We start from the raw sequence: 20844 nt of genomic DNA, 5'->3' as shown, positions 1-20844 counted from the left end.
GTCCCGTCACTTCTGCTGCTGCGGCGGCTGCGACTGCGACTGCTGCTGGTATTGCTGCAGCAGCGGCGGCGTGGCGGCGTTGGCCGGCGCGCCTGGCGGCGGCGTCGGTGCCGGCGGCACGGGGCGCGTCACCATGTTGCCACCCACCGGCTGGCCATCCTGCAGGGCCGGCAGGACGGGCGTGCCCAGGTCTTTCAGCATCAGATTGCCCGTGGCCGGCACGGCAGCCGTCTCGGCCGAGCGCATGTAGTCGTAGCGGTCGGCCGCCAGGCTGCCGCTCTGCTCCTTGTTGCGCACGATGACGGGGCGCAGGAAGATCATCAAATTCGTTTTCTTGCGCTCGCGCGTCTGGTACTTGAACAGGTTGCCAATCAGGGGGATGTCGCCCAGGCCGCGCACTTTTTCCGCATTGTCGCCCGTGCTGTCCTCGATCAGGCCACCGAGCACGATGATCTGGCCATCGTCGGCCAGCACATTGTTTTCGATCACGCGGTTGTTGATGGTAATGCCGCTGACGGCCGACGCCGTGGATTTGTCCACGCTCGACGTCTCGTGATAGATGCCAAGCTTGATCGTGCCGCCCTCGGAAATTTGCGGGCGCACCTTCAGGGTCAGGCCCACTTCCTTGCGGTCGATGGTCTGGAAGGGATTGGTATTGGTGCCGGCCGTGCTGGTGTACTGACCGGTCAGGATAGGCACGTTCTGGCCCACCTTGATGGTCGCCAGTTCATTGTCCAGGGTGATCAGGTTCGGGGTCGACAGGATGTTGGCGTTGCCGTCCGATTCCAGCGCATGCGCCACGGCGCCCAGACCCAGCGCGCCGTTGATCTGCTTGAAGATGCCCACCGTCAGACCGCCCGTCGGCAAGACCTTGCCGCCGCCCGTGGCGATGGCACCGATATTATTGGTGGTGCCCGAGGCGAACGACTGCAGCGCCCCCACGCGGTAGTTGCTGCTGCTGTCGCCTGACAGGCCCAACCACTGCACGCCGAATTCGGACGCCTTGGACGACGTCACTTCGACGATCAGCGCCTCGATGTAGACCTGGGCGCGGCGCACGTCGAGCTGGTCGATTACGGCGCGCAGGTTACGGTAGACAGCCTCGTTGCAGGTCAGAATCAGGGTATTCGTCGACGCATCGGCCTGAATAAAGCCGGCCGCACCACCGGACGACAGCTGCTGCGGCCCGTTGTTCAGCGAAGCGCCACCCGTGGTGCCGCTTTGCGTATTGCCGCCCAGGCCAGTGCTGTTCATGCCACTGTTGTTCTGGCTAATCTGGTTATTCGTGCCCTGGTTGCTGGTGCCCTGCTGCGCCGTGGCGGCCGTGCCGTCCGACGTCACCACCGAGCGCAGGGTCTGCGCCAGCTTGGTGGCGTCCGCGTTCTTCAGGTACACCACGTGCACATTGCCCAGCTGCGTGGTGGGCTGGTCCAGCTTGGAGATCAGCGACTTGGCCAGGTTGGCGCGCGCCGCCGATGGCGCGCGCAGCACCAGCGAATTGGTGCGCGGGTCGGCCAGCACGGAAACCTTGCCCGTGTCGGCGGCCGCGCCGGCACCCGCATTCCCGCCCTCCATCAGCTTGTTCACCATCGAGGCCAGGTCGGAAGCGATGGCATAGCGCACGGGGATCACGTCCAGGTCCGTCGAGGCGGGCACGTCGAGCGCGGCGATGATCTTCGCCAACCGCTTGAGGTTATCCGCGTAATCGGTGATCACCAAGGAGTTGTTGCCCGGGTTGGCGTTGATCGTGTTGTTCGGCGAGATCAAGGGGCGCAGCACGGCCAGCAGATTGGACGACGATTCGTAGTTCAGGTAAAACACCTGGGTGGCGATCTGGTCGCCCTTCACCTGGCTGGCGCCGTTGCCCACCTGGGTCGGCACGGATTGCAGCTTGGCGTCCGCTTCCGGCACCACTTTCGCATAGCCGTCGCCGGAGACCACCGCGTAGCCCTGCAGGCGCAACGCGGAGGCCAGCAGCCCGAAGGCTTGCGTCTTGCTGATGGATTTTTCCGACACCAGCGTGATCGTGCCCTTGACGCGGGGATCGATGACGAAATTGATGTTGGTGTAATGGCCCACTGCCTTGATCACCGATTCGATGTCGGCGCCGACGAAATTGAGCGCCGCTTCATCGCCGGGCGCGGCCCAGGCGGGTGCCGGCATGCCGGCCACGGAACAGCACAGCAAGGCGGCGGCCGACAGGCGGCGCAGCGAAAAGGAGAAGGTATGGGGGCTCACGGATGGTTTTTTCATTGTCTGAACTCTAAGGCGATGATGTTTTTTTCGCTATTGCTACGGCGCTGTCCCAGCAAATTCAACAAACTCGCCAAGGTCTCTTCATATCCTGCTGCGGCCTGGGCCTGGCCGGAAAACTGCATGCGCCCCTGTTGCAGGCTGCCGCTGCCGTCGAGCAGCAGCGGTCCCTTGAGGGAGCGCAAGTTCAACGTCGCCTGCTGCCCCTGCCAATCGAAATCGAGCTCGTAGCTTCCCAGCGGACGCAAGGACGACAGGCGCGAGGCCATGTCCGTCATCTGCAAGGTCGTGCGGCCAACGGCGGAAAACTGCCGCTGCACCAAAGCCAGCTCCAGGGTGCTCCACGACAGGCGCATGCTGCCCGTCGGCGCCACGGTATTTAACGGAGCGCCCAGGCCGCCCAGGCCATCGGCCGGCAGCAGCAGGGCCGCCGGACTGACCTGCCAGTGCGACCACGAGCCGCGCAAATTGACGGCCTGCGACAGCGCCTGCGCATTCTGCAATTCCACGTCGACCGATCCCCACAGCACGGACGGCGAAATACGCCAGCTGAAGCGCCCCGGCAGCAGTGGCGTCACGGCGCCATTCGCGCTGGCCGCCCCGCCAATAAAGGCCGAACCGCGCCACAGGGTACCTTGCGCGTCGCCCAAGGTCAAACGTCCGCCTGTCTGCTTTTCCACGATGCCCGCGACCCAGCCAGCCGGGAAAAATACCAGCAGGGTGACGCACACGCTGACGATGATGGCCAGCAGCCAGCCAAGCAAGCGCATCATCGTGCCGCGCCCGGACTCTGGTGCAGGGTCAGACTGGCATCGACCAGCCCCGCCTTGCCCTGTGCCGTGATCTTCGCGTCCTGCACCGCCACGCGGCCTTCGCGGCGCAAGCCGTCCAGCCACAGCATGACGCTGGCAAACGGCACGCCATTGAGCTGCACGCGCGCGTATTCGCCCGTCAGCGAAAGCGATTGTGGCGTCAAGCCGCGCGCTTTCAACGAGGCGTCGAGGCTTTCGCGGCCCATGGGAGCGACCTGCACGGGCGCCTGGCGCGCCAGTTCGCCCGCTTCACGTGCCAGTGCCTGCAACTGGGCCGCGTTCTGGCGCAGCTCGGGCAAGCTCTTTTGCAAGGCGATGCGTCCCGTCCAGGCCGGCTCGAAAAACACCGCGTAGACGAGGGCCAGCCCCGCCACCACGCCGCCGATGGTCAACAACTTGCGCTCCTGCTGCGTGCGTTCCGCCCAGAAGGCTTGCACGGCCTGCTGCTGCCGCGTCAACGCGGCGCGCGCCTTGTTTACTGCTGCACTCATGCTTTTGCTCCCGTGGCCGGCGTGATCTTCCACACGCCCGGCGCCGTTTCATTCAAGGCCAGCTTGCGCGCGGCCAGGCCATCGCGCACCTGCGCCTGTGCGCTGGCATCGACCATGTCCGGTTTCAGCTTGACGATCAGGCTGCGCTCGTGGTATTCCAGCGAGGCCACCACGCCGCGCCCGGCCAGGCCACCCAGGGCCTCGCCCAGTGCCGCGCTCATGCTGGTGAAGTCATCCATGCTCGCTTGCCCGCTTTGCAGGCGGGCGGCAGCGATATTGCGCCGCATCTGTTCCGCTTCCAGCCCAAACACGGGCGCTTCATTCGGATACGCGGCCTTGAAAGTTTGCTGCATCGAGGTACGCACGGTGGCGGCCTCGCGCTTCAGGCGCATCCATTCGATATTCATGCCGGCCAGGTTGACGATCACTGCCAGCAGCGCCAGGCGCAGCGGCCAGCGCCAGCGGCGCCATTCCGTGGCAGATCCCGTGGCCGTGCCCAAGGCAGCGGCCAGGTCCAGTCCTGCATTCTTGGCACCAGCAATCCAGTGCGCCCAGTGGTCAGGCTCCAGCGTCACGCCATCCATGCCGGCAGCGAGCTGTTGATATTGCGCCAGCTCGGCCTGCGCCACGTAGACCGTCAGTGGCACATCGCCGGCAAACGCGCGCGTCGTCAGCAGCGCCTGCTGCGGCTGCGCCGGCAAGACCAGGCCCAGGCCCTCTTGCGGCGCCTGGCGCAAGGCCAGTTCCAGGCTGTCGCCGCTTGCCTGCAAGGATGCCGTCACGCTGCCCGGCTGCAAGGGCAGGCATAGCTGCGACGGCAGCAGCGCCACCTTGCGCGCGCCCTGCGCCAGCAAAGCTTTCACGAGTACCTCGGCCCAGGCGCGCTGCGCCACGGCCACCGTGCGCATGCCGGCAGCGTCGGGCGCGCCGGCGGCCAACAGGCAATCCTGGGTGTCGCCGAGGATGTGTTCTTCCACCAGGCCGGGCAAGGCCGCGCGCAAACGGGCGCCGGCCAGCGGCGGGGTTTTCAGGCGCAGCAGAGTCACGTCGGCCGCCGCCAGCAGCAGCACCACCTGCTTCGCACCAGCGATCAGCTGGCCAAGGCTGCCCAGCGGCGCGCTGCCCTGCTGCAGCAGGGCGCCGCCGTCGCCGGCCAGCACGAAGGGGCAGGCCGGTGCGCTGTCGGTGGACGCCTTGGCCGGGTGACGGATATACAATATTGTCAAAGTGACTCGCTTTCAGCTGTTAATTTTCCCGCAGCCAGACCAGGCTGGTGGTGCGCTGCGGATCCGTTTTTCGATTGATGAGCGCCACGGCATCCAGGGCGGCACGGTCCAGCCGTACACGGATGACGGTGAGAAAGTAGCGGCTCTTCACATCGAGTTCCACATCTTCAATCACTTGCTTGCTATCAATATTATTCTTGAAGTTTGTTAAATCAACAAACTTTTTACGCGGATTGCTCAAAGTCAGGGCACTCGCCTCGGACAGCGACATCATCGTCACGGCAGCCAGCACCTCGGCCGGGGCCGTATTGACGTTCACACCCGTGATCTCCGGCAAGATAATAACGACATCGCGCAATTGCTCGATCATCTGCGGCGTATAGCCGGGCACGGACAGCAAATCCTCCACCTGCGTGAACGCTACCGGCTCGCTGCTGCCACCCGAGGCGACAGGGACGGCGGGCGTCTTGCCATCGCTGCCGCTGCTACCAGTGCGTGGTTTCGGCTTGGCGCGCAGCACGGCATCGGCCGTGGCCTGCGCCAGGCCGCTGTCTAGTTTCATATTTGACAATAATCGCTGGTAGGCCAGCACCTGTTTCGGATTGATGCCGCCCGTGGCGGCGACCAGGTTGGTAATATTAAACCGCGCCTGCGCGTCGAGCGCGCGGCCAGAGACGGTGGCGTCGAATTTTTCCGTATCGACCTTTTCACGGTCGACGTAATCGTCAAGCCGCGCTTCCTCGATGGGCGTCGCCCACACGCCGTCCAGCGCCGTCAGCATGGGATTGTCCTGGCGCAACCAGAAGCGGGCGAAGTCAACCATGCCGCGCATGGCCCACTGTGTCTGCAGGCGCAAACGCTGGTTTTCCATCGAACGCACTTGCACTTGCTGCTGCCAGAACAGGCTGGCGACGACCGTGATGGCCAGCGCCGTCAGCAGCAGGGCCGTGATGACGGCCACGCCACGCTGGCGCGCAGGGAGCTTGACGGGCTTCATCCCGGTCCCAATAAAAAGACTTTGGACAGGCCAGCGTCCTGGCCCGGCATTTGCAAGGTCACTTCCAGGCCCGGCACTTGCGTGGAGATGGTGACGCCCGCCGTCAGCACATTCCAGGCGCCATTGTTCCAGCCACGCATGACCATGCTGTCGACGCCATGCATCAGGGCCACGTCGGCGCTGGAGCTATCGGTATCGTCGCGCGCCGCCTGCCACAGGGTATCGAGCACCGCCAGGTCGCGCGTGCCGTTCGACTCGCGCCGCGTCAGCACGCCGCCGCGCAGGCGGTAAGTGACCACTTGCAACTGTTGCGGCTCCTGTTCCGATGCGGCCAGGCGCACCAGAGTCAGGCGGTCGGTCTCGGCGCTCAGGTTGGTGCGGCCATTCAGCAGGGTATTGCTTTGGCCGGCGCCGGCCAGATGGTCGCAATCGCTTTGCATCTGGGCAAACGCCAGCTGCATGCCGCGCGCCTGCTCCAGCTGGCTGGTCAGCACTTCACGCGAACGCATGATGCTGTCCAGGCCGCGCCAGCCCAGCACGGCGACCATGGCCAAAATGCCGATCGCCACGAGCAGCTCGATCAGGGTGAAGCCAGCGGCGGAGTGATTGCGGCGCGCCATCAGTCGTTAAACGCCAGCAAGACCAGGCGCACGATGCGCCGGGCCGGGTATTGCACGTCGTACACGTTCACGCGCACTTGCCGGATGCGGGGATTCGGCGTGGCCACCACTTCCTCCTCGCAGATAAGTTTTAAATCGCCTTGCGGGCAGTCGACCGTGCGCTTGCCCGTCTGCGGAAAGGTTTTTGCCAGGCGCAAGCGCACCAGGTGGTTTTCCGCCGACCAGGTGGCCATCATGGCGCTGCGCAAGCCATCGCTGTTCTGCGTCAGGCTGCCCACGGCGCGCAAGGACGCGCCCAGGGCCGTGCCGACGATGACCAGGGCCACCAATACTTCCAGTAAAGTGAAGCCGCGCTGGCGGTAGTATCGGGAGATGCCCATCATTGCTCGACCGTGAAATGGCCGATGCCATCGGCGCGGATGGCCACGCTGCGTTCGCCGCTGGCCAGGGTCAGCACGAAAGGCTTGTCGACCGGTTCGCGGCCGAAGATGATGCGCAGAGGCTGAGCCACGCTGTTTGACGGCTGCACGCTGAGCAGCATGGGCGTATTGTTGAAGCTGCGTTCGCGCAGCAAGTCATCCTGTGTCACGGGTTGCCACAGTTTTTCATTGAGGACCAGGAAACGGTATTGATTTTCGTCAGCCTCGAATGCCACCTGCCGGCTGCGCACGATGGCTTCATCGCGCGCCAGCTGCAGCAGCAGGGCGATGCGCTCGGCTTCCTTCTGCAACGCTTGCTGGCCATTCGGCATGGCGTTCAGCGACACCAGGCCCAGGGTCACCCCGATGATGACCATCACCACCAGCAATTCGATCAGCGTGAAGCCGCTGGCGCGTGGCCGGGGCAGTGCGCGACCGGTGGTCATGGCAGGCATGCAATGGAAAACTTACAGTTCCCAGGAGCCGATATCGGCGTCATCGCCGCTACCGCCAGGCTGGCCGTCGGCGCCCAGCGAAATGATGTCGACTTCGCCCTTCACGCCCGGCGACAGGAACTGGTACGGGTTACCCCATGGGTCCTTCGGCATCTTTTCCAGGTAACCGCCCGCCTTCCAGCCATTCGCGGCCGGTCCCGTGGTCGGTTTTTCGATCAGCGCCTGCAAGCCCTGCTCGGTGGTCGGGTAGCGCTGGTTATCCAGGCGGTACAGTTTCAAGGCTTGCATCACGGTAGCGATGTCGACTTTCGCCGCCGCCACTTTCGACTCGCCCGTGCGGGCGATCAGCTTGGGTACCACCAGCGAGGCGAGGATGCCCATGATCACCACCACGACCATGATTTCGATCAAAGTGAAGCCGCGCGCGCGGCGCTGGCGTATCGGATGGTTTGCAGCGTTTTGCATAAGAAAGAGAGAAGAAGGTAAGTAATGAGTGCAGAGTATAAAGCGGAAATATGACAAAGCCTGTCATATGGGGAAAAATTTGTGCGGGGCTACTCAGAGCGGCAAGACCACTACACCGCAAACGGCGCAGCCGGGGTCGCGCGCCACCCGCATGCTGCTCCATTCCATGTGCAAGCCATCAAGCAGCAGCAGCCGTCCCGTCAGTGATTCCCCAACGCCCATGATGAGTTTCAGCGCCTCGGCCGCCTGCATGGCGCCCACCACGCCCACCAACGGCGCAAACACGCCCATGGTCGAGCACGCCTCGTCCGTGAACTGCTGCTCCTGCGGAAACAGGCAGGAATAACACGGCTGGGTACCCGTGCGCGGGTCGAAGACGCTCACTTGCCCGTCGAAGCGGATCACGGCGCCCGACACCAGCGGCACCCTGGCCGCCACGCAGGCGCGGTTGACGGCGTGGCGCGTGGCGAAGTTATCGGTGCAGTCGAGCACCACCGTGGCGGAGCAGACCAGTTCGGCCAGGCGCGCACCGTCGAGGCGCTCCTGCAAAGCAATTAATTCAATCTCGGGATTGATGCCAGTCAATGTTTCGCACGCCGACAGCACTTTTGGCTGGCCCACGCGCGCCGTCGTGTGGGCGATCTGGCGCTGCAGATTGGTCAGGTCGACCGTATCGTCATCGACCAGGGTCAGCTTGCCGACGCCGCTGGCGGCCAGGTACATGGCGGCCGGCGAGCCCAGCCCGCCCGCGCCGATCACCAGCACATGCGCGTCAAGCAAGGCTTGCTGGCCTTCGATGCCGATCTCGTCTAACAGGATGTGGCGCGAGTAGCGCAGCAGCTGATGGTCGTTCATGGCGACGACTACGGTTTTTGCACAGGAATTTTCTTGTCGTCCGCCTTGATGTCGGAAGCAATTTCCGGCTTGGCGCTGATCTTCTCGCCCTTGGCGTCGACCTTGGCCAGCTGCACCGGCAAGCCCTGGAAGTGGTTCAAGGCTTGCTGCAGCTGGAAATCATCCTTGGCGCCGTATTCGAGCGGCTTGCGCTTTTTCGCCGTGGCGATCAGGCGCTGCTCTTCCTCCAGCTGTTCGTGCATGGTATCCATGGTCGGCTTGGCCGCTTCCGGCTTGCCATCATCGCTGCTCAAGTGTTTTTCCAGGTCCGCCTCGCGCACGCGCAGGCTGTTCCAGCCATCGCCCTCGGCCGTTTCATCGACCAGCAAGTCGGGCACGATGCCGCGCGCCTGGATGGCCCGGCCTTTCGGCGTGTAGTAGCGGGCCGTCGTCAGCTTGACGGCCGTGTCGGCCGTGATCTGGCGCAAGGTTTGCACGGAACCCTTGCCGAACGTTTGCGTGCCGATGACGGTCGCGCGCTGGTAATCCTGCAAGGCGCCGGCGACGATTTCCGAGGCTGAAGCGGAGCCGGCATTGACCAATACCACTAGCGGCACGGTCTTCAGCGCGGCCGGCAGCTTGGCCAGCGGGTCGGCCTTGGCGCCCGGCGGCGCATAAAATTCGCGGCGGCCATAAAACACTTGCTTCGACTCCGGCAACTGGCCCTTGGTGGAAACGATCACGGAATTACCCGGAAGGAATGCTGTCGCCACGCCGATGGCGCCAGGCACGACGCCACCGGGATCGTTGCGCAAGTCCAGCACCAGGCCCTTCAGCTTGGGGTCTTGCGCATACAGCGCGTTAATTTTTTTGACCATGTCATCGACGGTCGGTTCCTGGAACTGGGCGATACGCAGCCAGGCGTAGCCGGGCGCGACCATCTTCGCCTTCACGCTTTGCACGCGGATTTCCTCGCGCACGATGGGGAACACCAGCGGCTTGCTTTCGCCCTTGCGCGACATGGTCAGCACCAGCTTGCTGCCGGGCTGGCCGCGCATCTTCTTGATGACTTCCTCCAGCTGCAAGCCTTTCAGCGGGATATTGTCGAGACGGGTGATCAGGTCACCGGCCAGGATGCCCGCCTTGGCGGCCGGGCTGTCCTCGATGGGCGAGACGACTTTCACGTAGCCGTCTTCCATGCTCACTTCGATGCCGATGCCGACAAACTTGCCTTGCACGCTTTCGCGCATTTCCTTGAAAGCATTTTTATCCAGGTAGACGGAATGCGGGTCCAGCGACGACACCATGCCGGAAATGGCTTCCGTCAGGAGTTTCTTGTCTTCCACCTTCTCGACATAATCGGACTTGATCAGGCCGAAGACATCGGACAACTGGCGCAGCTCGTCGAGCGGCAGCGGGGCATTCGTGATTTTCTGCGCCACGGCCGGGAATTGCAGCGACATGCCGATGCCGGCCAGTACGCCCAGACCGATCAGGCCGATACTTTTGACTTTGATACCCATTTATTCTTCGCAATCTACAAATTCGCTGCCGCAGCAATGGTGGGAACTTAAAACTTCACCCAGGTGGCGGGGTCGAAGGCGCGGCCCTGATGACGCAATTCAAAGTATAGCCCTGATTCCTCGTTGCCGCCGCTGTTGCCCGCGCTGGCAATGGCTTCGCCGCCCTTGACGGCATCGCCCACCCGTTTCAGCAAGGATTGGTTATTGCCATAAATACTCATGTACTGGCCGCCATGGTCGACGATGATCAAATTGCCGAAACCGCGCAGCCAGTCGGAAAACACCACGCGGCCACCAGCGATGGCGTGGATCTCGCTGCCTTCGCCCGTGCGGATGAACACGCCCTTCCAGCTGGGTCCGTCACCGCGCTTGCTGCCGAAGCGGGCGGCAATCTTGCCCGCCACGGGCGCGCGCAACTGCCCTTTCATGCTGGCAAAAGCGCCGGCCGGTGCAGCCGGGCCCAGGCTCGGGCGTTCCGGCTCCGGTTCCGGTTTCGGCTCGGGTTTCGGCGTGACCTTGGCCACTTGCGGCGGCTCGTCGTCATCGATCGGTTCAAGCTTGACGGGCGGTGGCGGCGTCTGCGGCTTGATCTTGCCCGATTTATTTTGTTGCTCTTTTGCAATGCGTTCGCGTTCAGCCTGCGCCTGGGCGGCCTTGGCGCGCGCGGCCAGCAGGCGTTCGCGCTTTTCCGCGGCGATCTTGGCGTCGGCGGCCGCTTTTGCGGCGGCGCGCTGCTCGGCCAGCAATTGCTGGCGTTTCTTTTCGGCCGCGGCGGCGGCGGCCTGCTCTTCGATCAGTTTCGCCAGCTTGTCGACCAGGTTGCCCATGCGCTGTTCGTCGCGCTCGACATTGCCCACTTCCTTGCGCTGCGCCACCAGGCGCTGCGACAAGCTCGTCAGCAAGGCGGCGCGGCGCGCCTTTTCCTGCACCAGCAGAGCCTTCTGGTCGCGCTCTTCCTGCGCGATTTCTTCCAGTTCATCCTTGGCGTTCTGCACGTCCGCCTGGTTTTTCTCGACCGCCAGCAAGTTGGCGCGCAAGGCTTCCAGCAGGCGCGCCTGCGCCTGCGACACATACGCCATCAGTTGCAAGTCGCGGTTGATGCGGTTCGGGTTGTCACCCGACAAGAGCAGCTTGATGCGGTCTTCGTTGCCGGCGACATATTGTTCACGCAGCAACTTTGACAGCTGCGTCTTTTGTTTCTCGACGGTGGCCGTCAGTTGCTGGTGCTCCTGCCCCAGCGCATTGAGTTTCACGCCCGTCGCGCTTTGCTCCTGTGCCAGGTCGCGCAAGGCGCGGTTGGCGTTGGAAATGGCCTCTTCCGACTCGGCCAGAGTATCGGCCGCGTCATCCTTGGCGCTTTCCGTGCGGCTGATGTCGCGCTTGAGCGCCGTCAGCTTTTGTTGCAATCCAGCACGTTGTGCTTCCGCGGCCGCTTTCTGCTTGCTGCGTTCGGTGGGCTTGGCACCCTGTACGGCGCCGCTCGACAACAGCAGCGCTGCGCACAGCATGGCGCCGGCGCGCCACGCCGGCAGGGGTCGTTCAGCAGAGGGGGCGATCGCTGTGCCGCGGAAGAAAGACAACAAGTTACTTGGCCTTCCCTTGGTTCGCCACGGCCGCTTGCGCTGCTGCAATCGCTGCCGGGTCGCCCAGGTAGTAATGACGAATCGGTTTCAGGTCGGCGTCCAGTTCATACACGAGCGGCTGGCCGTTCGGAATGTTCAGGCCCACGATGTCGCTGTCGCTGATGCCATCGAGCATCTTGATCAGCGCGCGCAGGCTGTTGCCGTGGGCCGAAATGATGATCTTCTTGCCAGCGCGGATGGCCGGGGCGATCTCTTCGTCCCAGGACGGCATCACGCGCGCCACGGTGTCTTTCAGGCATTCGGTCAGCGGAATCGACGCTTTCGGCAAGCCGGCATAGCGCGGATCGTTGAACGAGGCGCGGTCATCGTCAGCTTCCAGCGGCGGCGGCGGCGTGTCATAGCTGCGGCGCCATACCAGTACTTGCTCGTCGCCATACTTGGCGGCCGTCTCGCCCTTGTCCAGACCTTGCAGGGCGCCGTAGTGGCGTTCGTTCAAGCGCCAGTCGTTCTTGATTGGCAAATACATCATGTCCATCTCGTCGAGCGCCAGCCACAGGGTGCGAATGGCGCGCTTCAAGACCGAAGTGTAGGCCACGTCGAACGTAAAACCTTCCTGCTTGAGGATCTGGCCGGCGGCCTTGGCTTCGTTGACGCCCTTTTCCGTCAGATCGACGTCGGTCCAGCCGGTGAAGCGGTTATCGAGGTTCCAGGTGGACTCGCCGTGACGCATGAAAACGATTTTGTACATAGTTCTATCTTCTCAAGGGGTTCAAATCAAAAAAGCAAAACGTAAAAAGACCTCGTCCAGCTTCTATTTTATAATGCGCGGATTGACTTAAACCATTGGACCCTACGTGAAATTCATTATCGACCACATTTTTCTGTTTGCCATCGTCATTATTTCCGGCGGCGCCCTCCTCTGGCCACTGCTGTCCATGCGCGGCAAGCGCGCGACCGTGCTGGAAGTCACGCAACTGATCAACCGTGGCAAGACCATCATCGTCGACGTGCGCAGCGCGGAAGAATTCGCCACGGGCCACTTGCCTGACGCGAAAAACATGCCGCTGCCGGAACTGGCAAAACGCCTGGGCGAGCTGGAAAAATTCAAAACGCGCCCCATTGTAGTGGTTTGCCAGAAAGGTTCGCGTTCGGCAACGGCCGTCGGCCTGCTGGGTAAAGCCGGTTTCGCTGAGGCAACGAGCCTGGAAGGCGGCCTCGACGAATGGAAAAAGCAAGGTTTGCCATTGAAAACCTTGTCGCTGGCCAAATAAGTCCGTATTACAACACCCAACAAAACCGTAGCGAGCGGATGGGAGTTGTGGTTGAGAAGCGCAACTGTGCGAAGGCACAGTGAGCATCGCAGACCGCAAATCACGACGCGCAGCAGGTTTGGTTCGGTGTTTTTAACTGAAGGAATCATCATGACCGTCCCTGTAATTGTGTATAGCACCGCCGTGTGCCCGTATTGCGTGCGCGCCGAGCGCTTGTTGGAAGCCAAGGGCGTGACCGTGCAAAAGATCCGCGTCGACCTCGACCCGGAAGAGCGCATCAAGATGATGGAACGCACGGGTCGCCGCACGGTGCCGCAAATCTATGTGGGCGACACCCACGTGGGCGGATTCGACGATTTGTATGCGCTCGATCAAGCTGGCAAGCTCGACCCCTTGTTAAACGGCACGGCAGCCTGATATAAAGCGGGTTCGAGAAATTGCTTGGTTTTTTGTCGTATTGTTTTGATACAATTGCCTCGCACCTGATCTGGCCGCGCCTATCCGGCGCGGTTTGAATACCGCAAGCACCATATTTGAACGGTGTGCCGTTCTTGTCCTTTACAACGAAAGCGTTCCATGTCTGACGAAAATCTGCAACCAGTCTTCCAAATCCAACGCGTCTACCTGAAAGACATGTCGCTGGAACAACCAAATTCCCCAGCTATTTTCCTGGAACAAGAAGCACCAGCCATCGAAGTCGCTCTGGACGTGGGCGCTGCGCCTCTGGCCGACGGCATCTTCGAAGCAACCGTGACCATCACCGTGACCGCCAAAGTCGGCGACAAAGTCGCTTTCCTGGTAGAAGGCAAGCAAGCCGGTATCTTCGAAGCACGCAACATTCCTGCCGATCAACTCGATCCGCTGCTGGGAATCGGCTGCCCGAACATCATCTACCCTTACCTGCGCGCCAACATCGCCGACGTGATCACCCGTGCCGGCTTCCCGCCAGTGCACCTGGCCGAGATCAACTTCGAAGTGTTCTACCAACAACGTCTGCAAGCTATTGCTGACGCCGCTGCCGCAGCACCAGCAGCCAGCGAAACGCACTAAGCTTTGCAAGACCCCGCCGGCCGTCAAGGCTGGCCTGACACGGCGGCCTGGCCGCCGTGTTTCGTTAAGGTTCAAAAAATATCATGTTGAATAGTGCGCTCTTGAGCAAGTTCCGCTGGATGGCCGGCGCCGTGCTGCTGCTGGCCACAGCCGCCAGCCACGCCGTCGATTTCAAAACGGTGGGCGCTGCCCCCGTGATCCTGTACGACGCGCCGTCCGCCAAGGGCGGCAAGCTGTACGTGGCGCCACGCGGCATGCCGCTGGAAGTCGTGCTCAGCTACGGCGAATGGGTCAAGGTACGCGACGCCAGCGGCGAAATGGCCTGGACGGAAGCCAAGGGCCTGTCGGCCAAGCGCAACGTCGTGGCGCGCGCCGCGAACCTGAAGGTACGCGCCAGCCCCGATGACACCGCCTCACCCATCATCCTCGTCGACAAGGGCGTGCTGCTGGAAATGAGCGAGCAGCCCAGCTCCGGCTGGGTCAAGGTGCGGCACAAGGATGGCCAGAGCGGCTACGTCAAGACCAGCGAAGTGTGGGGCTTGTAAGCACCGCCAGATTCATCGGGGCAGCGGCCAGCCGCGCCGTGCCCTTCCCCCTGCCAGACTGAGGTTGCATGCAAGTTTCCCCTGAAAACACTCCCGATACCAGCGCCAAGGCCGTCCCGTGCAAGATCACCGTGCTGGGTGCCGGCGCCTGGGGCACGGCCGTGGCCATGGCCCTGGCCGGCCGCCACGACGTGCTGCTGTGGGGCCGCAATGGCGACGCCATGGCCGCCATGGCTGCCAGTGGCGAAAACAGCTATCTGCCCGGCTTCCCATTACCGCCGCAACTGCACATCAGCGCCGATTTCGACGCCGCCGTCGCGCATGCCAGCGGCGAACGGGGCCTCTTGATCGCCGCCTGCCCCGTGGCGGGCTTGCGGCCTCTGCTGCTGCAACTGAAAGACAAGGCCATCCCGAATCTGGTGTGGCTGTGCAAGGGGTTTGAAGGCGGCACGGGCCTGCTGCCGCACCAGATCGTGCGGGAAGTGCTGGGCGACACAGTCGCCGGCGGCGCCCTGTCCGGCCCCTCGTTCGCACAGGAAGTGGCACGCGGCCTGCCGTGCGCGCTGACCATCGCCTCGCACAGTGCCGCCTTGCGCGGCGCCGTCGTCTCGGCCTTGCATGGCGGCACTATCCGCGTGTATGCGAGCGAAGACCTGGTGGGCGTGGAAGTGGGCGGCGCCGTGAAGAACGTGCTGGCCATTGCCACGGGCGTGGCCGACGGCCTGGGCCTGGGCTTGAATGCGCGCGCCGCGCTGATCACGCGCGGTCTGGCGGAAATCACGCGCCTGGGCACGGCCCTGGGTGGCCAGACGGAAACGTTCATGGGCTTGACGGGCATGGGAGACTTGATTTTGACCTGCACGGGCGACTTGTCGCGCAACCGCCGGGTCGGCCTGGGCCTGGCGCAAGGCAAGGCCTTGGCCACCATCGTGGCCGAACTCGGTCATGTGGCCGAAGGCGTACCCTGCGCCAAAGCCGTGCGCGAACTGGCGCGCCGCATGGGCGTCGACATGCCGATCACCAACGCGGTGGCCGGCGTACTGTTCGATGGGGATTTGCCGCACGTGATGGTGCAGCAGCTGCTGTCACGCGATCCGCGCGCCGAGGCGGCCTGACGCGCCAGGGGAAACCTAGCGTCCCGCCTTGGCCATCAATATCGTCAGCAGCACCAGACTGTCTTCGCGCGCGGCCAGCGCATGCGCCTGGCCGCCGTGCAGATACAGCATCTGCCCCGGCCCCAGCAACTGCTCCCCGCCATGCGCCGTCACCGCCACCTGCCCTTGCAGGCACAGCAGAGTGATTTCACCGAGCACATGATGCTCGGGCATGGTCTTGCCCTTGGGCATGCACATGCGGATCAATTCCAGTTCGTCCGTCCTGGCCAGCGCGATGGCGGAAAACTGCGACAAGTCGTCGCCATTCCTGCGCAACACCTCAATCACCTGTCCTGAACTTGCGTGCTCCAGTGCCATTAGGTGCTCCTTCAGCAATTACTCGGTGACTTCCTCCGGCTCTTTCGCGCCGCGCATCCACTCGACCAGCGGCCACGCATCCTTCAAGCCTTCCGCCAGGGTCGGCAGCAGTTTTTCCGGTTCGTTCACGGGCAGCGGTATTTCGGTCCAGACAAAAAAGCTTTTCAGCTTGATGAGTTCGATATGTTCGGCATCCGCCTCGAAGCCCTTGGGCGGGCGCTGCAACTTGCCCTCATTCTGGATGGTGCCGAAGCGGGCTTTTAAACGCTTATTTTTCAGCACTTTGGAAAAACCTGGCGCGTCGTTGACCATGTGTTCGCGCAGCGCCTTCAGGCGGCCAGGGGGAGGCATGTATTCGCCGGCGCCGAACAGCAAGTTGCCCTGGCCATCGATCTGCAGATAATACGTGGGGCCGCCCGCCTTGCTGGGACGGCGCATGTCGTTTGGCGCGATGGCGGCCGAAAAGCGCGTTTTATACGGGCTCTTGTCGTGCGCGAAACGCACGTCGCGGTTGATGCGGAACAAGGCCTTCTTCGGATTGCAGTACTTCACGGCCGGGTCAAATTTGCCCAGCTCACCGATCAGGCTAGTGACCAGCGCCAGGAATTCCTCGCGCAAAATGTCGTAACGGGGCTTGTTCATGACAAACCAGGGACGATTGTTGTTATCGCTCAGTTCACGTAAAAATTGGGTCAAATCACGCACATGCATGTGTCAAATTCCGATCAGCAACTATTTGGAAAGCTCTTTCGGGAGGGGGCGCTTGCCCACCATCACGTCGAGTGCCGCTTCGCGATTCTTGCGCAGCACCGTCATTTTAGCTTTTCCGCCGGGCGGCAGTTGGGCGATCAGATTGAGCATTTCCGTCGTGTCGGCCACGGGCTTGCCTTCCACCGTCAGCAGGATGTCGCCGGGCACGATGCCAGCCTTGTCGGCCGGCCCGTTGCGCACCACGCCGGCAATGATGGCGCCGCTTGAGCGCTGCAAGTTGAAGCTTTGCGCCAACTCTGGCGTGATGTCCTGCGTTTCCACGCCGATCCAGCCGCGCACCACGTGGCCATCCTTGATGATGGCTTCCATCACCGTCTTGGCCGTCGAGACAGGAATGGCGAAGCCGATGCCGACGGAACCGCCGCTTTGCGAATAAATCGCCGTATTGATGCCGATCAAGTTGCCGCGCGTATCGACCAGGGCGCCGCCCGAATTGCCGAAGTTGATGGCCGCATCCGTCTGGATGAAGTTTTCAAAGCTGTTGATGTGCAAGTTGTTGCGGCCCAGGGCGGAGATGATGCCCATGGTCACCGTCTGGCCCACGCCGAACGGATTGCCGATGGCCAGCACCACGTCGCCCACGCGCGCCAGTTCCGACTGGCCCAGCACGATGACGGGCAGCTTGTCGAGGTCGATCTTGATCACGGCCAGGTCCGTTTCGGGATCCAGGCCCACTACCTTGGCCGGCGCCTTGCGCCCGTCGGTGAGCACCACTTCGATTTCATCGGCGCCTTCGACCACGTGGTTGTTGGTCAGCACGTAACCTTCATGGCTGACGATGACGCCCGAGCCCAGGCTGTTTTTCAAGTCCTCGTCATCCTCGCCGTCCGGGTCGCGTTCGCCGAAGAAACGTTTGAAGAAGGGATCGCGCGCCAGCGGATGGGCGCCGCGTTTGGGCACTTGCAGGGTGAGGATGTTGACGACGGCGGGCATGGCGCGCGCCGCCGCGTCGCGGTAGGAACCGGGCGCCAGGCTGCTGGACGCCGTTTCCACCACGGGGACCGGCTTGGCGGCAGAGCCCAGCTGCTGTACCCGGCTGGCCGGACGCAGCGCGCCGTACACAAAGTACAGCGCCAACGCGATGGTCACGGTTTGCGCAAACAATAACCAGAATCGTCGCATAGAGTTCTCTGCCCAGGTCAGCCGGCCATTGCCGGAACGACTTATTTTGCCAGATCGTTGCTATTCTGTCCGTTCTTCTGCAGGGAGTCGCGGATCTCACGCAGCAGCACGATGTCTTCCGGCGTGGCCGGCGCTGGCGCCGGCGCGACAGGTTCGCTGCGGCGGGCCTTGTTCATCAGGCGCACCATCTGGAAGATGATGAAGGCAAGAATGACAAAGTTGAGCAAAATAGTGAGGAAATTACCGTAGGCCAGCACGGCGCCCGCCTTTTTCGCTTCCACCAGGGTCATCGTCGTGGCTTGGCCGTTCAGGGGCAGGTAATAATTGGCGAAATCGAGGCCACCGAAAATGCGGCCGATGGGCGGCATGATCACGTCTTGCACCAGGGAATCGACAATCTTGCCGAAGGCGCCGCCGATGATGACACCGACCGCCAGATCGACAACGTTGCCTTTCATTGCAAATTCTTTAAATTCCTTCATCATTGCCATGAATTTCTCCTTCGGATATGTATAAAAAACATGTCGATCATACTATTGATTCCCGGTGCCACCAACTTATGGTTGTCGGCAGGACCAATTCGGGCACAGCCGGGCGCATCTAGTTCGAAAGAACTAGCCACCTCCTGCAAAAGTATATAAATTATGGTACAAGCAACGTTTTTGTTCTATTCGTTGTTTGCTTCACTTATAATTTGCGGTTGCCAGTAGTGGCTTTTTCACTTCCGGATAATCAACAAGAAACTGGCACGGGCTGCGCCATTGGCCGAAGTTCCGCAGGGATGTTGCCACTTTACCGTACAAAGATGCGGGTTGCGGCAATCAGTGGGATAGAGCTTCGGCGACGGGTTTTTCGCGGCTGCCACTCATAATAAAGATTCGCATTTTGACTGATTGGGGTTTGCATGAGTAACGAAAAGCAGGTCGATTCAGGCCGTCGCGGCTTGCTCGTCGCCACGTGCGCGGCGGGCAGTGTAGTTGGATTGGCAACCGCGGGAGCCTTGGTAAGCACCTTCCAGCCGTCGGAGCGCGCAAAAGCGGCTGGCGCGCCGGTCGAAGTAGACATCACCACCTTGCAACCCGGCGAAATGCGCACCGTCGAATGGCGTGGCAAGCCGGTCTGGATTCTGAAACGCACGCCGGAAATGATCGCGTCCCTGAAAAAGACCGATGGCAAAGTCGCCGATGCCAATTCGCAACGCAATCCCGCCGAATTCACGCCTGAATACTGCATGAACGAAGCGCGCTCGATCAAGCCTGAAATTCTCGTCGCCGTCGGCATCTGCACCCATCTTGGCTGCTCCCCTTCCTCGAAATTTGCCCCCGGCCCGCAACCGTCGCTGCCCGATGACTGGGAAGGCGGCTTCCTGTGCCCTTGCCACGGCTCCACCTTCGACATGGCAGGCCGCGTGTTCAAGAACAAGCCAGCACCGGACAACCTGCAAGTGCCGCGCCATATGTACCTGAGCGACACCAAATTGCTGATAGGTAAAGACGAGAAAGGCGAGGCTTGATCATGGCTGCTTTTAAAGAAACGAAATTCCCGGCAGACGCTCCCGTCGCCGAAAAAGCGCTGGGCTGGGTAGATGACCGCTTTCCCCTGACCAAGCTGTGGAATGACCAATGGGGCAAGTACTACGCCCCGAAAAACTTCAATTTCTGGTACATCTTCGGCTCGCTGGCCATGCTGGTGCTGGTCTTGCAGATCGTCACCGGCATCTTCCTGACCATGCACTACAAACCGGATGCGGCCCTGGCCTTCAATTCCGTCGAGTACATCATGCGCGAGGTCCCGTGGGGCTGGCTGGTGCGCTACATGCACTCGACGGGCGCCTCGGCCTTCTTCATCATCGTCTACCTGCACATGACGCGCGCCCTGCTGTACGGCTCGTACCGCAAGCCACGTGAACTGATCTGGCTGTTCGGTTTCGCCATCTTCCTGTGCCTGATGGCCGAAGCGTTCTTCGGCTACCTGCTGCCATGGGGCCAGATGTCGTACTGGGGCGCACAAGTGATCGTCAACCTGTTTGGCGCCATCCCGTTCATCGGCCCTGACCTGTCGTTGTGGATACGCGGCGACTACGTTGTTTCCGACGCGACCCTGAACCGCTTCTTCGCCTTCCACGTGATCGCCATCCCGCTGGTACTGCTGGGCTTGGTTGCAGCGCACTTGATCGCCCTGCATGAAGTGGGCTCGAGCAACCCGGACGGCATCGAAGTGAAGGAAAACCTGGGCGCCGATGGCCACCCGGTCGATTCCATCCCGTCGCATCCGTACTACACCGTGCATGATCTGTTCGGCGTGTCGATCTTCCTCGTCATTTTCAGCGCCGTCGTGTTCTTCGCGCCGGAAATGGGTGGATATTTCCTGGAATACAACAACTTCCTGCCCGGCGATTCGCTGAAAACCCCGCTGCACATCGCGCCAACCTGGTACTTCACGCCGTTCTACTCGGTGCTGCGTGCCACCACGGCCGACTTCATGTATGTGCTGATGGGTGTCGTGGCCGCTTACGTGGTGTTCATCTGGCTCAAGTCGCGCCTGTCGACGACCGTCAAGTCGGCCATCGCCGGCATCGCCATCGTCGCCATCATCGGCATGCTGCCACAGGTGCTGGACGCGAAATTCTGGGGCGTGGTGTTCTTTGGCGGTTCCGTCGTGATCCTGGCCTTCCTGCCATGGCTCGACCATTCGCCTGTGAAATCGATCCGCTACCGTCCGAACTGGCACAAATATGTGTACGCCATCTTCGGCCTGTCGTTCCTGATCCTGGGCTACCTCGGCACCCAGGCGCCAACGGATACGAAAACCATCGTGTCGCAAGTGTGCACACTGATTTACTTCAGCTTTTTCCTGCTGATGCCATGGTGGAGTGCAATGGGCAAGTTCAAGACCGTGCCGTCGCGTGTGACGTTTCACCCGCACTAAGCCGCTC

24 protein-coding genes are annotated in these 20844 nt (G+C 62.1%); 7 read left to right on the top strand and 17 right to left on the bottom strand.

Translation table 11 applies throughout. The features are described 5' to 3' along the window. Positions 1-6: 6 nt before the first annotated feature. The 13 genes from gspD to gpmA form a co-directional block, all read right to left on the bottom strand. Positions 7-2253, bottom strand: a complete 2247-nt coding sequence (gene gspD, locus CLU92_RS21310) for a type II secretion system secretin GspD (RefSeq protein WP_101483515.1) — start codon at positions 2251-2253, stop codon at positions 7-9. Continuing rightward, the gene (locus CLU92_RS21305) at positions 2250-3026 is read right to left on the bottom strand and encodes a type II secretion system protein N (RefSeq protein ID WP_101483514.1); all 777 of its coding nucleotides are present in this window, start codon (positions 3024-3026) and stop codon (positions 2250-2252) included. Before CLU92_RS21305 ends, gspD begins: the two co-directional genes overlap by 4 nt. Continuing rightward, positions 3023-3556, bottom strand: a complete 534-nt coding sequence (gspM, locus tag CLU92_RS21300; protein ID WP_101483513.1) for a type II secretion system protein GspM — start codon at positions 3554-3556, stop codon at positions 3023-3025. Before gspM ends, CLU92_RS21305 begins: the two co-directional genes overlap by 4 nt. Continuing rightward, positions 3553-4782 carry a type II secretion system protein GspL gene (gene gspL / locus CLU92_RS21295; RefSeq protein WP_257561145.1) on the bottom strand — a complete coding sequence of 410 codons (1230 nt, stop codon included), beginning with the start codon at positions 4780-4782 and terminating at the stop codon, positions 3553-3555. Before gspL ends, gspM begins: the two co-directional genes overlap by 4 nt. Before the next feature lie 19 nt (positions 4783-4801). Beyond that, positions 4802-5779: a type II secretion system minor pseudopilin GspK gene (gspK, locus tag CLU92_RS21290; RefSeq protein WP_101483511.1), complete on the bottom strand. Its 978-nt coding sequence runs from the start codon at positions 5777-5779 to the stop codon at positions 4802-4804. Further along, positions 5776-6399, bottom strand: coding sequence for a type II secretion system protein J (locus tag CLU92_RS21285; RefSeq protein WP_101483510.1), 624 nt, complete (start codon positions 6397-6399; stop codon positions 5776-5778). Before CLU92_RS21285 ends, gspK begins: the two co-directional genes overlap by 4 nt. Further along, entirely contained in the window at positions 6399-6779 is a 381-nt protein-coding gene (gene gspI / locus CLU92_RS21280) for a type II secretion system minor pseudopilin GspI (protein ID WP_257561141.1), read from the bottom strand. Before gspI ends, CLU92_RS21285 begins: the two co-directional genes overlap by 1 nt. Further along, positions 6779-7273, bottom strand: a complete 495-nt coding sequence (locus CLU92_RS21275; RefSeq protein ID WP_101483508.1) for a GspH/FimT family pseudopilin — start codon at positions 7271-7273, stop codon at positions 6779-6781. Before CLU92_RS21275 ends, gspI begins: the two co-directional genes overlap by 1 nt. Positions 7274-7285: 12 nt before the next feature. Then, a complete protein-coding gene (gspG, locus tag CLU92_RS21270) occupies positions 7286-7738 on the bottom strand; it encodes a type II secretion system major pseudopilin GspG (protein WP_035823835.1) in 453 nt (150 codons plus the stop codon). A 93-nt stretch (positions 7739-7831) separates the two neighbouring features. After that, positions 7832-8593 (bottom strand): molybdopterin-synthase adenylyltransferase MoeB, encoded by a 762-nt coding sequence (locus tag CLU92_RS21265; protein WP_101483507.1) that lies wholly within the window; start codon positions 8591-8593, stop codon positions 7832-7834. 8 nt (positions 8594-8601) lie between these two features. Further along, the gene (locus CLU92_RS21260) at positions 8602-10095 is read right to left on the bottom strand and encodes a S41 family peptidase (protein WP_101483506.1); all 1494 of its coding nucleotides are present in this window, start codon (positions 10093-10095) and stop codon (positions 8602-8604) included. A gap of 47 nt (positions 10096-10142) precedes the next feature. Next, complete coding sequence (locus CLU92_RS21255) at positions 10143-11603, bottom strand: murein hydrolase activator EnvC (RefSeq protein ID WP_101484811.1); 1461 nt, start codon at positions 11601-11603, stop codon at positions 10143-10145. 76 nt (positions 11604-11679) lie between these two features. Further along, a complete protein-coding gene (gpmA, locus tag CLU92_RS21250) occupies positions 11680-12426 on the bottom strand; it encodes a 2,3-diphosphoglycerate-dependent phosphoglycerate mutase (protein WP_101483505.1) in 747 nt (248 codons plus the stop codon). A gap of 106 nt (positions 12427-12532) precedes the next feature. On the opposite strand from gpmA, the gene CLU92_RS21245 reads away from it, so the two are divergent. The 5 genes from CLU92_RS21245 (at position 12533) to CLU92_RS21225 (ending at position 15659) form a co-directional block, all read left to right on the top strand. Then, positions 12533-12949 (top strand): rhodanese-like domain-containing protein, encoded by a 417-nt coding sequence (locus CLU92_RS21245; RefSeq protein WP_101483504.1) that lies wholly within the window; start codon positions 12533-12535, stop codon positions 12947-12949. A 150-nt stretch (positions 12950-13099) separates the two neighbouring features. Further along, on the top strand, positions 13100-13366 hold the full coding sequence (grxC, locus tag CLU92_RS21240) for a glutaredoxin 3 (protein ID WP_034783579.1): 267 nt from the start codon (positions 13100-13102) through the stop codon (positions 13364-13366). A 159-nt stretch (positions 13367-13525) separates the two neighbouring features. Then, positions 13526-13999: a protein-export chaperone SecB gene (gene secB, locus CLU92_RS21235; protein ID WP_010394167.1), complete on the top strand. Its 474-nt coding sequence runs from the start codon at positions 13526-13528 to the stop codon at positions 13997-13999. Positions 14000-14082: 83 nt separating this feature from the next. After that, positions 14083-14544 (top strand): SH3 domain-containing protein, encoded by a 462-nt coding sequence (locus CLU92_RS21230; RefSeq protein WP_101483503.1) that lies wholly within the window; start codon positions 14083-14085, stop codon positions 14542-14544. Positions 14545-14612: 68 nt separating this feature from the next. Further along, positions 14613-15659, top strand: a complete 1047-nt coding sequence (locus CLU92_RS21225) for an NAD(P)H-dependent glycerol-3-phosphate dehydrogenase (protein ID WP_101483502.1) — start codon at positions 14613-14615, stop codon at positions 15657-15659. Positions 15660-15674: 15 nt separating this feature from the next. Here CLU92_RS21225 and CLU92_RS21220 read toward each other — a convergent pair whose 3' ends face one another. The 4 genes from CLU92_RS21220 to mscL are packed head-to-tail and all read right to left on the bottom strand — an operon-like array spanning position 15675 to position 18400. Next, a complete protein-coding gene (locus CLU92_RS21220; RefSeq protein WP_101483501.1) occupies positions 15675-16016 on the bottom strand; it encodes a cupin domain-containing protein in 342 nt (113 codons plus the stop codon). 18 nt (positions 16017-16034) lie between these two features. Continuing rightward, entirely contained in the window at positions 16035-16727 is a 693-nt protein-coding gene (locus CLU92_RS21215) for a DUF2461 domain-containing protein (protein ID WP_101483500.1), read from the bottom strand. A gap of 21 nt (positions 16728-16748) precedes the next feature. Beyond that, complete coding sequence (locus CLU92_RS21210) at positions 16749-17909, bottom strand: Do family serine endopeptidase (protein ID WP_101483499.1); 1161 nt, start codon at positions 17907-17909, stop codon at positions 16749-16751. A 41-nt stretch (positions 17910-17950) separates the two neighbouring features. Beyond that, positions 17951-18400 (bottom strand): large conductance mechanosensitive channel protein MscL, encoded by a 450-nt coding sequence (gene mscL, locus CLU92_RS21205; RefSeq protein ID WP_092609314.1) that lies wholly within the window; start codon positions 18398-18400, stop codon positions 17951-17953. Positions 18401-18813: 413 nt separating this feature from the next. On the opposite strand from mscL, the gene petA reads away from it, so the two are divergent. Continuing rightward, positions 18814-19422 carry a ubiquinol-cytochrome c reductase iron-sulfur subunit gene (gene petA, locus CLU92_RS21200; RefSeq protein WP_034753009.1) on the top strand — a complete coding sequence of 203 codons (609 nt, stop codon included), beginning with the start codon at positions 18814-18816 and terminating at the stop codon, positions 19420-19422. Between the two features lie 2 nt (positions 19423-19424). Continuing rightward, on the top strand, positions 19425-20837 hold the full coding sequence (locus CLU92_RS21195) for a cytochrome bc complex cytochrome b subunit (RefSeq protein WP_101483498.1): 1413 nt from the start codon (positions 19425-19427) through the stop codon (positions 20835-20837). Positions 20838-20844: the final 7 nt, after the last annotated feature.

Origin of the sequence: Janthinobacterium sp. 61, from assembly GCF_002846335.1 — a bacterium.
GTDB lineage: Bacteria > Pseudomonadota > Gammaproteobacteria > Burkholderiales > Burkholderiaceae_D > Janthinobacterium.
This window is presented reverse-complemented; position numbering and strand designations above follow the sequence as displayed.

Bases quoted from the DNA above. Each gene is read 5' to 3' on its own strand.
- CLU92_RS21210 (WP_101483499.1), bottom strand. From the start codon at position 17,909: ATGCGACGATTCTGGTTATTGTTTGCGCAAACCGTGACCATCGCGTTG.
- CLU92_RS21265 (WP_101483507.1), bottom strand. From the start codon at position 8,593: ATGAACGACCATCAGCTGCTGCGCTACTCGCGCCACATCCTGTTAGAC.
- gspG (WP_035823835.1), bottom strand. From the start codon at position 7,738: ATGCAAAACGCTGCAAACCATCCGATACGCCAGCGCCGCGCGCGCGGC.
- CLU92_RS21220 (WP_101483501.1), bottom strand. From the start codon at position 16,016: ATGGCACTGGAGCACGCAAGTTCAGGACAGGTGATTGAGGTGTTGCGC.
- mscL (WP_092609314.1), bottom strand. From the start codon at position 18,400: ATGGCAATGATGAAGGAATTTAAAGAATTTGCAATGAAAGGCAACGTT.
- petA (WP_034753009.1), top strand. From the start codon at position 18,814: ATGAGTAACGAAAAGCAGGTCGATTCAGGCCGTCGCGGCTTGCTCGTC.
- CLU92_RS21275 (WP_101483508.1), bottom strand. From the start codon at position 7,273: ATGCCTGCCATGACCACCGGTCGCGCACTGCCCCGGCCACGCGCCAGC.
- gspD (WP_101483515.1), bottom strand. From the start codon at position 2,253: ATGAAAAAACCATCCGTGAGCCCCCATACCTTCTCCTTTTCGCTGCGC.
- grxC (WP_034783579.1), top strand. From the start codon at position 13,100: ATGACCGTCCCTGTAATTGTGTATAGCACCGCCGTGTGCCCGTATTGC.
- secB (WP_010394167.1), top strand. From the start codon at position 13,526: ATGTCTGACGAAAATCTGCAACCAGTCTTCCAAATCCAACGCGTCTAC.
- gspK (WP_101483511.1), bottom strand. From the start codon at position 5,779: ATGAAGCCCGTCAAGCTCCCTGCGCGCCAGCGTGGCGTGGCCGTCATC.
- gspM (WP_101483513.1), bottom strand. From the start codon at position 3,556: ATGAGTGCAGCAGTAAACAAGGCGCGCGCCGCGTTGACGCGGCAGCAG.
- CLU92_RS21255 (WP_101484811.1), bottom strand. From the start codon at position 11,603: ATGCTGTGCGCAGCGCTGCTGTTGTCGAGCGGCGCCGTACAGGGTGCC.
- CLU92_RS21230 (WP_101483503.1), top strand. From the start codon at position 14,083: ATGTTGAATAGTGCGCTCTTGAGCAAGTTCCGCTGGATGGCCGGCGCC.
- CLU92_RS21195 (WP_101483498.1), top strand. From the start codon at position 19,425: ATGGCTGCTTTTAAAGAAACGAAATTCCCGGCAGACGCTCCCGTCGCC.
- CLU92_RS21285 (WP_101483510.1), bottom strand. From the start codon at position 6,399: ATGGCGCGCCGCAATCACTCCGCCGCTGGCTTCACCCTGATCGAGCTG.
- CLU92_RS21215 (WP_101483500.1), bottom strand. From the start codon at position 16,727: ATGCATGTGCGTGATTTGACCCAATTTTTACGTGAACTGAGCGATAAC.
- CLU92_RS21225 (WP_101483502.1), top strand. From the start codon at position 14,613: ATGCAAGTTTCCCCTGAAAACACTCCCGATACCAGCGCCAAGGCCGTC.
- gspI (WP_257561141.1), bottom strand. From the start codon at position 6,779: ATGGGCATCTCCCGATACTACCGCCAGCGCGGCTTCACTTTACTGGAA.
- CLU92_RS21260 (WP_101483506.1), bottom strand. From the start codon at position 10,095: ATGGGTATCAAAGTCAAAAGTATCGGCCTGATCGGTCTGGGCGTACTG.
- gpmA (WP_101483505.1), bottom strand. From the start codon at position 12,426: ATGTACAAAATCGTTTTCATGCGTCACGGCGAGTCCACCTGGAACCTC.
- CLU92_RS21305 (WP_101483514.1), bottom strand. From the start codon at position 3,026: ATGATGCGCTTGCTTGGCTGGCTGCTGGCCATCATCGTCAGCGTGTGC.